The organism is Micromonospora sp. CPCC 206061 (assembly GCF_036906915.1).
Classification (GTDB): domain Bacteria; phylum Actinomycetota; class Actinomycetes; order Mycobacteriales; family Micromonosporaceae; genus Phytohabitans.
This window is the reverse complement of record NZ_JBAKHX010000130.1, coordinates 1-13,064: the sequence shown is the minus strand read 5'-3', so window position 1 is coordinate 13,064 and position 13,064 is coordinate 1. Positions and strand designations below refer to the sequence as shown.

12 protein-coding genes and 3 pseudogenes are annotated in these 13,064 nt (G+C 67.8%); 6 read left to right on the top strand and 9 right to left on the bottom strand.

The window, feature by feature from the left end:
- The first annotated feature begins 584 nt into the window (after positions 1-584).
- Positions 585-1,202, top strand: coding sequence for a hypothetical protein (locus tag V6V89_RS39330; protein ID WP_334624779.1), 618 nt, complete (start codon positions 585-587; stop codon positions 1,200-1,202).
- An 18-nt stretch (positions 1,203-1,220) separates the two neighbouring features.
- Positions 1,221-1,571: pseudogene (locus tag V6V89_RS39325) on the top strand (Tn3 family transposase); the annotation flags it as partial.
- Positions 1,572-1,627: 56 nt separating this feature from the next.
- On the opposite strand, the gene V6V89_RS39320 reads toward V6V89_RS39325, so the two are convergent.
- Both V6V89_RS39320 and V6V89_RS39315 read right to left on the bottom strand, forming a co-directional pair.
- Complete coding sequence (locus V6V89_RS39320; RefSeq protein WP_334624778.1) at positions 1,628-2,152, bottom strand: cyclophilin-like fold protein; 525 nt, start codon at positions 2,150-2,152, stop codon at positions 1,628-1,630.
- 56 nt (positions 2,153-2,208) lie between these two features.
- Positions 2,209-3,228 carry a zinc-dependent alcohol dehydrogenase family protein gene (locus V6V89_RS39315; RefSeq protein WP_334624777.1) on the bottom strand — a complete coding sequence of 340 codons (1,020 nt, stop codon included), beginning with the start codon at positions 3,226-3,228 and terminating at the stop codon, positions 2,209-2,211.
- Between the two features lie 161 nt (positions 3,229-3,389).
- Between V6V89_RS39315 and V6V89_RS39310 the strand changes: the two genes are divergently transcribed.
- Together V6V89_RS39310 and V6V89_RS39305 are read left to right on the top strand one after the other, a co-directional pair.
- The gene (locus V6V89_RS39310; RefSeq protein WP_334624776.1) at positions 3,390-4,352 is read left to right on the top strand and encodes a helix-turn-helix transcriptional regulator; all 963 of its coding nucleotides are present in this window, start codon (positions 3,390-3,392) and stop codon (positions 4,350-4,352) included.
- On the top strand, positions 4,327-4,740 hold the full coding sequence (locus tag V6V89_RS39305; protein WP_334624775.1) for a (R)-mandelonitrile lyase: 414 nt from the start codon (positions 4,327-4,329) through the stop codon (positions 4,738-4,740). The genes V6V89_RS39310 and V6V89_RS39305 overlap by 26 nt, the downstream gene beginning before the upstream one ends.
- A gap of 182 nt (positions 4,741-4,922) precedes the next feature.
- Here V6V89_RS39305 and V6V89_RS39300 read toward each other — a convergent pair whose 3' ends face one another.
- The 4 genes from V6V89_RS39300 to V6V89_RS39285 all read right to left on the bottom strand — a co-directional run bounded on the left by V6V89_RS39300 (position 4,923) and on the right by V6V89_RS39285 (position 8,858).
- Positions 4,923-6,500: an integrase core domain-containing protein gene (locus tag V6V89_RS39300; protein WP_334624774.1), complete on the bottom strand. Its 1,578-nt coding sequence runs from the start codon at positions 6,498-6,500 to the stop codon at positions 4,923-4,925.
- Between the two features lie 137 nt (positions 6,501-6,637).
- Positions 6,638-7,168, bottom strand: a complete 531-nt coding sequence (locus V6V89_RS39295; protein ID WP_334624773.1) for a DUF6036 family nucleotidyltransferase — start codon at positions 7,166-7,168, stop codon at positions 6,638-6,640.
- Positions 7,165-7,554 carry a hypothetical protein gene (locus V6V89_RS39290; RefSeq protein WP_334624772.1) on the bottom strand — a complete coding sequence of 130 codons (390 nt, stop codon included), beginning with the start codon at positions 7,552-7,554 and terminating at the stop codon, positions 7,165-7,167. Before V6V89_RS39290 ends, V6V89_RS39295 begins: the two co-directional genes overlap by 4 nt.
- A 149-nt stretch (positions 7,555-7,703) precedes the next feature.
- Positions 7,704-8,858 carry a recombinase family protein gene (locus V6V89_RS39285; protein WP_334624771.1) on the bottom strand — a complete coding sequence of 385 codons (1,155 nt, stop codon included), beginning with the start codon at positions 8,856-8,858 and terminating at the stop codon, positions 7,704-7,706.
- 108 nt (positions 8,859-8,966) lie between these two features.
- Here V6V89_RS39285 and V6V89_RS39280 point away from each other — a divergent pair, with 108 nt between their 5' ends.
- Positions 8,967-10,022 (top strand): integrase core domain-containing protein, encoded by a 1,056-nt coding sequence (locus V6V89_RS39280; RefSeq protein WP_334624770.1) that lies wholly within the window; start codon positions 8,967-8,969, stop codon positions 10,020-10,022.
- A gap of 98 nt (positions 10,023-10,120) precedes the next feature.
- Here V6V89_RS39280 and V6V89_RS39275 read toward each other — a convergent pair.
- Positions 10,121-10,645, bottom strand: a pseudogene (locus tag V6V89_RS39275) (IS3 family transposase); the annotation flags it as partial.
- Positions 10,646-10,781: 136 nt separating this feature from the next.
- Positions 10,782-10,994: pseudogene (locus V6V89_RS39270) on the bottom strand (integrase core domain-containing protein); the annotation flags it as partial.
- Between the two features lie 687 nt (positions 10,995-11,681).
- Here V6V89_RS39270 and V6V89_RS39265 point away from each other — a divergent pair.
- Positions 11,682-12,068, top strand: a complete 387-nt coding sequence (locus V6V89_RS39265; protein WP_334624769.1) for a group II intron maturase-specific domain-containing protein — start codon at positions 11,682-11,684, stop codon at positions 12,066-12,068.
- A 184-nt stretch (positions 12,069-12,252) separates the two neighbouring features.
- On the opposite strand, the gene V6V89_RS39260 is transcribed toward V6V89_RS39265, so the two are convergent.
- Complete coding sequence (locus V6V89_RS39260; protein WP_334624768.1) at positions 12,253-12,840, bottom strand: hypothetical protein; 588 nt, start codon at positions 12,838-12,840, stop codon at positions 12,253-12,255.
- Positions 12,841-13,064: the final 224 nt, after the last annotated feature.

Sequence of the window (13,064 nt, the reverse complement as noted above, 5' to 3'; positions counted from 1 at the left end):
CCAGCACGCGAAACGGCGGGCGACGCCCCTGCCCGGATCCCCGGCTTCCTTCCGCGGCCAACTGCGCAGTGCGTGTGCTCCGCGAGCCGACCCTTGGCTCACCGTCACGGCAGGTAGGTTCCGCCCGCGCTCGGTCATGCCGATGAGCGCGTATGTGATCTTGGGTACCTGGAGCTTTTCTGATCGGCGGCCGCGCGTGGTGGTCGGCTCGGGCGGTATCTTTTCCACGCTTGCCGGCCATTGCGCGGCGATGGCACCATGATTCGCATGAATGAGAGAATCGTGCCCACTGCCCGCCGGTGAGGCCGGTCGACCGGCATGGTGGGCTCAGCCGCTGTTGCTTGCCGCTGTCGGCATCGACGAGCGTGGCGGTCACCGCCCGGGCCCTGATCTGGCGCGCCGGGCGGGTCGAATCCTGGACCTCAAAGGCGGGTGTCGACGAAGCGGCATCGAGGTGGACGCCGCGCGCGAGCATTCGGCTGGAGAAGCATTGCCCAAGCAATTCTTGACACCTGAGGCTGTCGAGGTCACTTCGTCAGCGCGACGTTTCCTGGCTGTGGACATCGGGATGTGGCTTCGTGCCCATGGATGAGGCGGAATTCTGGCTGCTGGATGTCGTGGTCACAGGCCGGGTGCATCTGGACTGGCTGCTCTGGGAAGAGCTGGAGGTGCCACTGAACCGTCCAGGGCATGGACTGGATCCGGACGCCCTGCTGAACCTGGTGGATCGGCTCTTTCGCGGCGGGTTCATCGACGCCTATGGGCCGCGGTGCAGTGACGACCGCGAAGACTTGGGCCGATCCCTGCACCGATCCGAGATCGAGGCGGCGCTACACGGCTGCGGGCCGGTCATGTCGTACGGGATGACCTCACGCGGCGGCGCACGCTGGGAGGCTCTGGCCAAGCCGGACTGGAGCCGCTTCCTCGATGAGTCGGCCGGCCTTGATCCCGATGAGGTCGAGGTGGCCGGCCTCGATCGCGATCGGGTGGCTTCCCACATCCGGTGGCACACTCGGTTCGCTGTCGTGCCCGGCAGCGAACGATGGGAAACCTTGATCCCGTGGCAGGCCACGTACTGGAAGACCATTCCACGCGGATACCGCGTAACCGTAGGCTGGCCACGGGAAGCGCCGACCAAGGCACCTGACTGGGACGGCTACGAACGGTGGATCCAGTGGTACAACAACCCGTTCAAAGCGTAAGCCCACCTCGCCGACCCCGATCTGCGCCGCGAGATCCACGAAGGGCTCCAAGTCGTCGAACAGTGGAACTCGGCGAACGTTGCCATCCACTACGGCCGCGACGCCGAACTGCCCGGCGCCGACCGCGAAGCGCAGGAGATCTCCATGCTCGCCCTGCACCTGCTGCAATCCGCCCTGGTGCTCATCAACACCCGCCTGGTCGACCGGGTCCTCGACGCACCCGAATGGGCCGGACGGCTCACCCCGCACGACCTTCGCGGCCTGACCCCGCTGTGCTGGTCCAACGTGGCCCTGCACGGCACATTCGAACTCGACCTGGACACCCGCAGTCCCATGCCCGAGGTGGCGCCGGTGACCAGCGCGACCTGACCGGTGAAGTCGTAGGTGGGGTTCATCGTGTCTCCTGGTGGGGCCGGTAGCGAGGCTCAGCCGGCGCGGGCCTCGACGGTCGCCGTGATGGCGCCGTCCATGTCGACGATGCGGCTGGCGGCGTCACCGTCCAGACGACCGATGATCACGATGCCGGGGAAGTACGACTGATCGCCGTAGTAGAAGACGAGATCGTTGCCGGGTGCGTAGTAGCCGACATCTCCGGCGTCGGGATCCGCGCCGTCTGGTTGGCCATCCAGTGACAGCGGTGCCGGTAGCGGGCCGGTCTTCTCCACCGAGCCGTGATCGGTCATGTCGATGGTCAGGGGTAGCTGGGCGATGAGGTCACGGCCGGCGGCGCTGTCGAGGATCGTGGCCTGAAAGCGCTGATTGCCGATGGCGATCTGGATCTTCATCTGCTCTTCCTGGTTGGGCGAGGAGTTGGTGCGGGTGGGCGACGGCGATGTGGATGGTGTTCCACCGCGGGTGTCGCCGGATTGGACGTTGTCACCGCAGCCGGTAGCGGTCAGTGCGACGACCGTCAACAGCGCTGCGTAGGCGGCCGTGCGTGAGGCTGGCATGGCGTCTCCATGTGTCATTGAGGTTGTCCGGGACGGCATTCGGACGGGCTGTCGCTTCAGAGCGTGAGTAGGACCTTGGTGGCGGTGCGCTGGTCCATTGCCTGGTAGCCCTCTGCGGCCCGGTCGAGCGGCAGGGTGAGGTCGAAGACCTTGCCGGGGTCGATGGTGCGGTCCCAGATCAGCTGGATCAGCTCGGGCAGGAACTGCCGGACGGGGGCGGGGCCGCCGTGGAGGTGAACGCCCGCCATGAACAGCTCGTCGCCGGGGATGGCGACGTCGTGGGAGACCCCCACGAAGCCGACGTGGCCACCGGGACGGGTCGAGCCGATGGCCTGCATCATGGCTTGCTGGGTGCCGACAGCCTCGATCACGCTGTGCGCGCCCAGACCGCTGGTCAGCTCCTTGACCTTCTCGACACCGGCGTCGCCGCGTTCGGTCACAATGTCGGTGGCGCCGAACTCTTGCGCGAGTGCCTGCCGGTCGGCGTGGCGGCTGAACGCGATGATGCGTTCGGCACCGAGTTGCTGGGCGGCCAGGATGCCGAGTAGGCCGACCGCGCCGTCACCGACGACCGCAACGGTTTTGCCGGGCCCGGCCTGGGCTGCGACGGCCGCGAACCAGCCGGTGCCGAGCACGTCGGAGGTCGCCATCAGCGACGGGATGAGGTCGGGGTCGGGCTGACCGGGGGTCGCGACGAGAGTCCCGTCGGCGAGCGGGATGCGGGCCAGCTCGGCTTGGGTGCCGATGGTGCCCATCAGGACGCGGTGCACGCAGTACGCCTGGTAGCCGGCCGTGCAGATCTGGCAGGTGTTGTCGGAGGCCCAGAAGGAGCCGACGACGAAGTCGCCGACCTTGATGGTGCGGACCTCTGACCCGACCTGCTGGACGACGCCGACGTACTCGTGGCCCATCACCTGCTGCTCGACCGGCTCGGCGCCGCGGTACGGCCACAGGTCGCTGCCGCAGATGCAGGTCGCGGCCAGGCGGATGATCGCGTCGGTCGGCTCGACGATCTTGGGGTCTTCGCGCTCCTCGACCCGCACATCCCCGGCCCCGTACATGACAACTCCACGCATGGTCGTGTGCTCCGTTCACCGCTTCGATCAGGACAGCCCCGCGGGCCACGACATCCAGTGAACGCGCTGGTCTGAACAGCGAGAAGTCCCTGTGGATGGGTGTACTGACAGGGAACCCCTGGTCAACGGCGTACAGCGTCGCCGCGGCCTACGCTCAACAGGTGGACAACCGTTCCGAGGTACGCGAGTTCCTGACCACGCGACGCGCCCGGCTGACCCCCGAGCAGGTTGGCCTGCCGCCCACGCGCAGCCGCCGTGTCCCCGGCCTTCGGCGCAGCGAGGTCGCGTCGGTCGCCGGACTGAGCGTGGAATATTACGCACGCCTCGAACGCGGCCAGATCGCTGGCGCGTCGTCCAGCGTCTTGGAAGCCCTCGCCCGCGCGCTGCAGCTCGACGAGACCGAACGCGCGCACCTGTTCGACCTCGCCCGCGCCGCCGACGGCATCCCGACCTCGGGGCGGCCCCGACGCCGCGCCGCCACCAAAGCCGCCGCACGCCCGAGCCTGCGATGGGCGCTGGAGGCCATCACCGACGCCGTCGCATTCGTCCGAGACCCACAACAGAACCTCCTCACCACCAACGCGCTCGGCCGAGCGTTCTACTCACCGGTGATCGGCGACGGCGGACGCCTGCCGAACCTGGCCAGATTCCAGTTCCTCGACCCAGCATCCCGCGACTTCTACCCCGACTGGGACCGGCTCGCCGAGATGTGCGTCGGCGTCATGCGCACCGAGGCCGGCCGCGACCCGCACAACCGCGGGATCCAGGACCTCGTCGGCGAGCTCTCCACCCGCAGCGTAATCTTCCGCCGGCTGTGGTCGGACCACAACGTGCGAACCCACGGCACCGGCACCAAGCGGTTCAACCATCCCGTCGTCGGTGACCTCACCCTCGTCTATGAGGAGCTTGCCATCACCGCCGAGCCGGGCCTTGTGCTGCTTGTGTACACCGCCGAACCCGGGTCGCCGTCCGCTGAACGCCTCCGCCTGCTCGCCTCCTGGGCAGCCACCACCGTCGCCGCCGAATCCCCGGACCAGACATCGGCCGGGCCGCTCAGGGGCACCACCCAGGCGCGGTCCACGACACCGAAGGAAGCTGATGCAGATCACCCGCAGTTCCCTTGATACCGCCAAAGGACCCAATGACTGGTTCACCGGCGACGTCTACATCGACGCGGTCGCCGCCGCACCCCCGCCCTCACGGGTGAGGGCGAACCTGGTGCACTTCATGCCCGGCGCCCGTACCCACTGGCACCGTCACCCACTCAGCCAGACCGTCTTCGTCACCGAAGGCATCGGCCTGTGTCAGCGCCGAGGCGGACCCATCGAAATCATCCGCCCCGGCGACCGCGTCCTGTTCGAAGCCGACGAGGAACACTGGCACGGCGCCGCACCCAACCGACTCATGGTCCACCTCGCCATCAACGAAACAGACGACCAGCACGACGTCGTCCACTGGCTCGAACCAGTCAGCGACACCGAGTACACCACAGCCCCTCCCACCAGCGCCTGATCGCGGAGGCGGCTGAGAAGGTACTGCTCGACCGGGATGCTTGCTGGTACACGCACCTGGTCGACTCTAGCCACGCCGCGCGGAACGACGCGGTGCACAGGGATCTGACCCCTACGCACAACGGCAGCTTCATCAGCTGCCACCATCACGTCGGGTCATGGTCAGAACAGAGCGGCCGAAATCTATGGTTCGATGGCAATGTGGACGTCAGTCAACGGCTCGTGTGGGGTTACGGTATCGATCCGGCCTCGGACACGAACCTTTTTCCCATATGAGTCCGCGTCAGGCTGTGCCTGGACGCGGACTTTCTGTTCTGCCGGGTGGTAGGTCAGCCGCAGCCGGAGCTGCTGGTAGACCTCGGCGCGGTCGGTGGGGTCGGCCTCGCGCAGCACGGTGAGGATGTTGCCGAGCCTGGTCACGAGGTCGCTGATCTGTTCTTGGGTCATGCGCTGGGCTGGTTTGGGTGGGGGTTGGTTGAGGACGGCGAGGGCGCGGCGGCGTTCGAGTTCGACCTCGGCGATCCACCCGGTCACGATCTTTGGGTCGGCGCCTTCTTCCAGGGCGGCGCGGTGGCGGGCGAGTTTGGTGTTGCAGTCTGCGAGCAGGGCGCGGGCGCGGATGGCTTCGTGGTCGGGCTCGGGGGTGTCCTGCTGCTCAGTCATCGCGGCGTGTGGGGCTCGGGAATTGGGGTTCGGTTGCGCTGCCTGCGCGTACTCGTTGATCAGTCCGCCGAGGATCGGTCGTCGCCGGACCTGCGCCGTGTCGAGGTCGACGACGCGCGGCCGTGGTTGCGGTGGCTGTTGCTGCAAGGCGCGGTGCGGCCTGTGATAGTTGTAGTGCCGGGCGTACTCGGTCAGCACCTGGGTCAGCTGCTGTTGGTTGACGATGAGGAGCCGGTCGGTGCACTCGCGGCGGACTGTACCGACCCAGCGTTCGGCGTATGCGTTCGCGCGAGGTGCCTGCGGTGGACTACGTAAGACCTCAATTCCCGCGGCGGTGAACACGGCGTCGAACATCGTGGTGAACTTGGCGTCCCGGTCGCGCAGCAGGAACCGCAGACCGGCGAGTCGACCGTCGAGGTCCATCAGCAGGTTGGGGGCTTGCTGGGTCACCCAGGCGCCGGTCGGATGCGCGGTCACGCCAGCGATGTGTACGCGACGGGTGGCGAGTTCGAGGAAGAACAGCACGTAGATGCGTTGCAGCAGCACCGTGTCCACGGTGAAGAAGTCGCAGGCGATGATGGTGTGCGCTTGGGCGGTCAGGAACTGCTTCCACGTCGGCCCGCTGCGGCGCGGTGCCGGGTCGACGCCCGCTTCGTGAAGGATCTTCCAAACGGTGCTGGCCGCGACCCGGTAGCCCAGACCCACGAGTTCGCCGTGCACTCGGCGGTGTCCCCAAATTGGGTTCTCGGTTGCCAGACGCAGCACCAGATCCCGGATCTCCTTGTCCACGGGTGGCCGGCCGGCTCGGGCGTGCGGGAACGTCCAATGCCGGGCGATGAGCTGCCGATGCCAGCGCAGCAAGGTGGCCGGGGTGACGAAGAACGCCGACCAGCGTGTGCGGGGCAGCAGCCGTGACAACGCCGCCAACACCACCCGATCTTCGGGCCGCAGATCCGGACGGGTCACCTGCCGGCGGAGCACCGCGACCTGACGTCGCAGCACAAGCAGCTCGACGTCCTTGGCGCCATCGTCGCGGGCGAGTTGGGTCAACATCTGCAGGACCTGCCGCAGCAGCAGGTACACGAGCGACACGCTCATGACCCGGATCGTCGCGTACACGCCAAGGTCGACATCGCACAGAACCGCACGTCAAACCGCGAACCGAGTATTCGAGCCCGACAGGCCCGGAAGCCGACCTTGAGAACGAACCAGCGGGAGCCTGACACCTCGATGGGTCAAAGATCCTCGAACACGTCTTCCAGCACCAACCGCGCCCGGTCCGGAACCCGCTCCTCGGGAAAAATCTCCGCGCACAACGCGAGGACGTCCTCTGCTCGGTCGAACTGGAGGTGCTTGACAAGGAATCGGATGTCCTCCGCGTCGCGGCGCCGCGCGGCGAGGACCTTCATCGCCAGCAGATGTTCTGGCGACGCCGCCGAGACCCGCAGGCCCGGATGATCGAAGACCCGCGGTGCGTTGGCGTCCTCACCTCGCGCAACATAGGCGCTGGCCTGCTCGTTGAGCCACCACTCAGGCAACCCCATTTCGGCGGCCACCGCCCTGGCCTCCTCCACGACCACGCCGTGGGGCTGGAACACCGCGTCGATGTCACGGGTAGCCCGACGCGCATCGTAGGCGAGCGCCATCGCCGCGCCGCCGAAGATATAGAGGTCCGCCACCACACCACGCCGGGCCAGCCGGTCCCCAAGCCGACGGAACGCCTCCTCGATGGCGTGGCGGTCGAGTAATGGATCATCGATGCTCATGCCACGTTCAGCTCCTGCGCGGCCACATAGACACCCCGCCGACGGAAGGCCGCCGGAGCGTTCACCACCGCGTCGACCCGCGCTGCCCGGGTATTGAACGGGAACCAGAATCGCCGCAGCGCCCGCGTCTCAGCCCATCTCGGCGCGGCATGCCCGTCCTTCGCTGCTAGGTGCTCCGCCAGCGCGGCGAGAAACACGTCCCACTGCTCGTCGCCCGTCCGTGCCGGCTCCTGGTCGAGCAGGGAGCCGCGTTCCGCTGCGGGCTCCCACTGGTACTCCTCCAGGAACTCCGCTACGAGCCGCCACCGCCGGGAGTCGTCAGAACCAGCCAGCATCGCGCCCAGGCGCGCAAGTGTCATGGGCTTGTACGGCGTCGACTGCTCCACCCCACGAAGAGTAACCCGAGGACGAGCCGAACCCGTACTAGCCGGCGTGACGCGTTGCCCACGCACGCTTCGCTGGCTACCCTCAGGCGCATGAACACCTGCTCCCACCAGGTGTGCTGTGGACATGTGTTCGAATCTCGGACACGTAACTACCCCACGAAGCTCATCCGCGTCTGCTGCGGGTGGGCTACTTTCGTGTTCGGGGTTTGTTGGTTCTTGGCGGGTTCGACGTTCCAGGCGATGCCGTCGGTCGTGATGACCAGCTGATATGCGCGGAGCTGGTCGGCGAGGTCTTCGGGAGCGCAACGGCCGAGGTCGGCATGCATTTGGGTGAGCCGGGCGAGGGCGTGGTCTTCGCGGATGTAGAGGTTTCTGGGGCGGGCGGCGTCCGCGCTTCGGGAACTGCTGTGGCCGTGGCGGCAGCGATAGCCAGGCCAGTCGTGCACCCAGTGGGCGTCCATGCGCCGCTGGCATATGCCGCAGCGCAGTAGACCGGTGAGCAGATAGGTGCGGGTGGTGCCGTCCTGCGCGGGGCGGGCCGCGCGGATGGTCTGTGCGGTGACGAAGTCGTGTTCGCTGACCAGACCGACGTGGGCGGCCTCGTTGGAGATGGCCCAGTCGTGGGCCGGGTTCCACCGTCGTGGCTCGTCCAGGCCGGGCAGGTGGAACGGGTCGTCGCGGTGGGTGGTGTTCCGGTCGGTGCGTTGCCGGTTCCAGATCTGCCGGCCGGTGTAGCGGGGGTTGCCCAGGATGGCCGCGACGGTCTGCAACGTCCACGCCTCCCCGCTGCGGTGGCGGGTGCGGCGGGGGTCGGCGCCGGACGGGCAGGGGATGCCGCGGTCGTTGAGGTCGCGGGCGATGCCGGCGAAGCTGTGCCCGGCGAGGCGTTGGGCGAACATCCACCGCACGTGCGGCGCGGTCGCTGGATCTAGTTCGAGACGGTGCAGACGTCGTCCCCATCCGGCGTGGACGGTGTTCGGGTGCGGGCCGGCGTCGACGAGGCGGTATCCGTAGGGTGGCCGGCCGCCCAGGTGCCGGCCCTGCTCGCGGGCTTGGGCTCGCATCGCCGCGATGACGCGGAAGCGGGAGCGTAGGACCTCGCGTTTGGACTGGACGCCGAGCAGCATCATCAACGCCACATGCGTCGGGTTCCCGACGTCCACCGGGCCGTCCACCTCGGGCAGCCACAGCTGGACGCCGTGGCGTTCGAACAGCGGCGCCATCTGCAACAGTTGGTCGCCGTAGAAGGCGCGTTCGTACTCGCCGACCACGATCGCATCGAACCCGCGGTTCGGGTCAGCCACCGCGGCCAGGAGGGCAGCGTGTGGGATGCCACTTCAGGGTGATGGCTCTGGGCTGCAGAGATTCGATCGGGCAGGCTCGTTGGTGTGGTCGCTCGCACGTTAGCGTTGATGATCGTTCGGCGGGTTCTGGGTGTGCTGGGGTGTGCTCCGACGCCGGACGCGGATGCGGTGGAGATCGCGGTGCTGCGTCACCAGTTGGCGGTGCTGCGTCGCCAGGTGCCGCGTGCGAGGTACACCCCGGTCGATCGGATGGTGCTGGCCGCGTTGGCGAGGTTGTTGCCGCGCGAGCGGCGGTGGGCGGCATTCTTGGTTACGCCCTCGAGGTTGTTGCGCTGGCACCGGGAGCTGATTGCCCGCCGGTGGACCTACCCGCGCGCTGGTCGTGACCCGCGCGGTCTGGACGAGGAGATCGTCGCGCTGGTGGTCCGGCTGGCGCGGGAGAACCCTCGGTGGGGCTACCTGAGGATCGTGGGGGAGTGCCGCAACCTCGGCGTGCGTGTCTCGGCCACCTCTGTGCGTCGCATTCTGCGACGCCAACGGATCGGGCCGGCACCCCGGCGGGGCGGGCCGACCTGGACCCAGTTTCTGCGAACCCAGGCCCGTGGGCTGCTGGCGACGGACTTCTTCACGGTGGAGACGGTCGGCCTGACTCGGCTGTACGTGCTGTTCGTGGTCGAGGTGCAGCGACGGTGGGTACACCTGGTTGGGATCACCGCCCACCCGACCGGAGCGTGGGTGGCGCAGCAGGTCCGGAATCTGTTGATGGACCGGGAGGAGTTGGGGCACCGGTTCCGGTTTCTGATCTGGGATCGAGACGCGAAGTTCACCGCCGCCTTTGACGCGGTGTTCGGTGCGGCGGGCATCGACGTGGTGAGGATTCCGCCGCGGACTGCTCGCGTGAACGCCTACGCGGAACGTTGGGTGCGCACGGTCCGGTCTGAGTGTCTGGATTGGACGTTGGTCTGGAACGAGCGCCAGCTGCGCCGGGTGCTGACCGAGTACCTGCGGCACTACAACACGGTACGACCTCACCGTAGCCTGGATCTGCGGCCGCCGTGCCCGGCTCCCGGGTTGACGCTGGTCGAGCCGGGCGCCGTCGAGTCGTCGGTGCAACGGGTCGAGGTCTTGGGTGGGCTGATCCACGAATACCGCCGCGCCGCTTGAGGTTTGCCGGCATTTCCGCTGAGATCGTTGTAGACCTCGTGCCCCTACCACCCTGACGGGCAGCCCGGCTGATCCAGCAGCGGTCGGTCTCAACGCCGAGAGCCGCGGAACCGCGAGCTGGCACCCCACACGTCCAGGACGAGTTCGGTGCGCATGTGGTCGGCGATCGCCCACCCGGCCAGGCGACGGGAGTGCAGGTCGATCACCGTTGCCAGGTAGAGGAATCCGCGGTCACCGACGGGCAGGTAGGTGATGTCGCCGACGTAGCGCTCGTTCGGTGTCGGGGCGGTGAAGTCACGGCCGATGAGGTCCGGTGCCTTCGCCGCGTTCGGGTCCGGGATCGTCGTGCGTCGCCGGCGGCGTAGCCGCAGACCGGCCAGGCCGACGCCGCGCATGACACGGGCGACGCGCTTGTGGTTGACCGGCTGTCCGCCGTGGCGGCAGTCGGGGTCGCGGAGTTCCGCGGTGATCCTCGGGACACCGTACGTGCCGTCGGAATCGGTGTGCACGGCCCGGATCCGCACCGCCAACCGGGCGTCGGCAGCGGCGCGGGCCGCTCTTGCCGGCGCGGTGGCCTTCCAGTGGTAGAACGAGGACTGGGCGATCCCGAGAACCCGGCACAACCTGTGGGGCTCGGGAATTGGGGTTCGGTTGCGCTGCCTGCGCGTACTCGTTGATCAGTCCGCCGAGGATCGGTCGTCGCCGGACCTGCGCCGTGTCGAGGTCGACGACGCGCGGCCGTGGTTGCGGTGGCTGTTGCTGCAAGGCGCGGTGCGGCCTGTGATAGTTGTAGTGCCGGGCGTACTCGGTCAGCACCTGGGTCAGCTGCTGTTGGTTGACGATGAGGAGCCGGTCGGTGCACTCGCGGCGGACTGTACCGACCCAGCGTTCGGCGTATGCGTTCGCGCGAGGTGCCTGCGGTGGACTACGTAAGACCTCAATTCCCGCGGCGGTGAACACGGCGTCGAACATCGTGGTGAACTTGGCGTCCCGGTCGCGCAGCAGGAACCGCAGACCGGCGAGTCGACCGTCGAGGTCCATCAGCAGGTTGGGGGCTTGCTGGGTCACCCAGGCGCCGGTCGGATGCGCGGTCACGCCAGCGATGTGTACGCGACGGGTGGCGAGTTCGAGGAAGAACAGCACGTAGATGCGTTGCAGCAGCACCGTGTCCACGGTGAAGAAGTCGCAGGCGATGATGGTGTGCGCTTGGGCGGTCAGGAACTGCTTCCACGTCGGCCCGCTGCGGCGCGGTGCCGGGTCGACGCCCGCTTCGTGAAGGATCTTCCAAACGGTGCTGGCCGCGACCCGGTAGCCCAGACCCACGAGTTCGCCGTGCACTCGGCGGTGTCCCCAAATTGGGTTCTCGGTTGCCAGACGCAGCACCAGATCCCGGATCTCCTTGTCCACGGGTGGCCGGCCGGCTCGGGCGTGCGGGAACGTCCAATGCCGGGCGATGAGCTGCCGATGCCAGCGCAGCAAGGTGGCCGGGGTGACGAAGAACGCCGACCAGCGTGTGCGGGGCAGCAGCCGTGACAACGCCGCCAACACCACCCGATCTTCGGGCCGCAGATCCGGACGGGTCACCTGCCGGCGGAGCACCGCGACCTGACGTCGCAGCACAAGCAGCTCGACGTCCTTGGCGCCATCGTCGCGGGCGAGTTGGGTCAACATCTGCAGGACCTGCCGCAGCAGCAGGTACACGAGCGACACGCTCATGACCCGGATCGTCGCGTACACGCCAAGGTCGACATCGCACAGAACCGCACGTCAAACCGCGAACCGAGTATTCGAGCCCGACAAGTCAACCCGGTCGTTCGTGGATGGATGAACTTCTACGGGGCGTTCTACCGCTCCGCCCTGTCCATCCTTCTGGCGCGCATCAACACCTACCTGGTGCGCTGGACCCGCAAGAAGTACAAACGGCTCCGTGCCCGAAGAAAGGCCCGTACAGCCTGGGACCAAGCCGTACAACGGCATCCACGGTTCTTCGCACACTGGGCCTGGGTCACAAACCCCTTGATGATCAAGATGGCGGGAGCGGAGTGACGGGAGACTGTCACGCTCCGTTCTATGGGAGCCCGGGGTGCGAGCCCCGGGCCACCCGACCCCTGCCCCGTCACCCTACGCCTCCAACAGCCTCGACCCCTCTCCTTGGGAGAGAGTCAACCATCGGGTACCGCTATGGCCGCGGTGGTCGAGGACGGTTCGATACTCGCCCAATCGGGGATCATCACGGTAGCGATGCGCCCCTCGCCTGACCGGACGGTGGCAGCAGGGTCGCCAGCTCGGCCCAGGTGTGGACCACTGCCGCCCAGGGCGGGATGGTCTGTGCGGTGACCGGCTCCTCGGTCCCGCCGAGAAACAGGTAGCGGTGCTCAACGGTGTCCAGGTAGGCCAGCACGTCGAGGCGGTCGTCGACGAAGTGAGTGACATCGAGGCGCTGGCACACCGCGGCCTTGTCCCGGCGTTGCCGCACGAAGTGCAGGTGGGCCGCGGGGATGCCGGTGCGGTCGAAGAAGTCGTGATGGGCCAGCCAGTCGCGGGTGTTGGCGGCCACCTTCGGGCCGGCCTTGGATATCAGGTGAACCCGGCCGGCGAACCGCTGCTGGGCCAGCGCGGCGAGGGCCTCGAAGACGCCCGCTACCGCCGGCGTCTCCAAGGGGCGGGCGCCGAAGAAGGAGGTGTCTTCGTCCCGGTCGGCCAGCGTGACGATCACGCCGCCGATGTCGACGCCCAGCGTCGGCTGCCGCGTCCAGCCCGGCCCCCGATAGGGCGCCCGTGGCTGGCTCGGCCGCCGCCCGACTCGCTGCCGTGCCATCGTCGCCCTCCGTCCGCTTCGGACACTGTGGTTATCCCCGATGCCAGGCTATCGGCGCGGACAAGTCAATTGCCGCCGCCTGGCCCGCCACCCAGGCCGCCGGACGGGTCATCCCGCAACCCGCCCGCGCTCCCTGAACCGGTTATTTACCAGGCTCTCAAAGTCGATAAAGAGCGAAGGGGGCGTCCGGGTGCACGCCGGTCATGCCCTCAACGAGCCCCTCG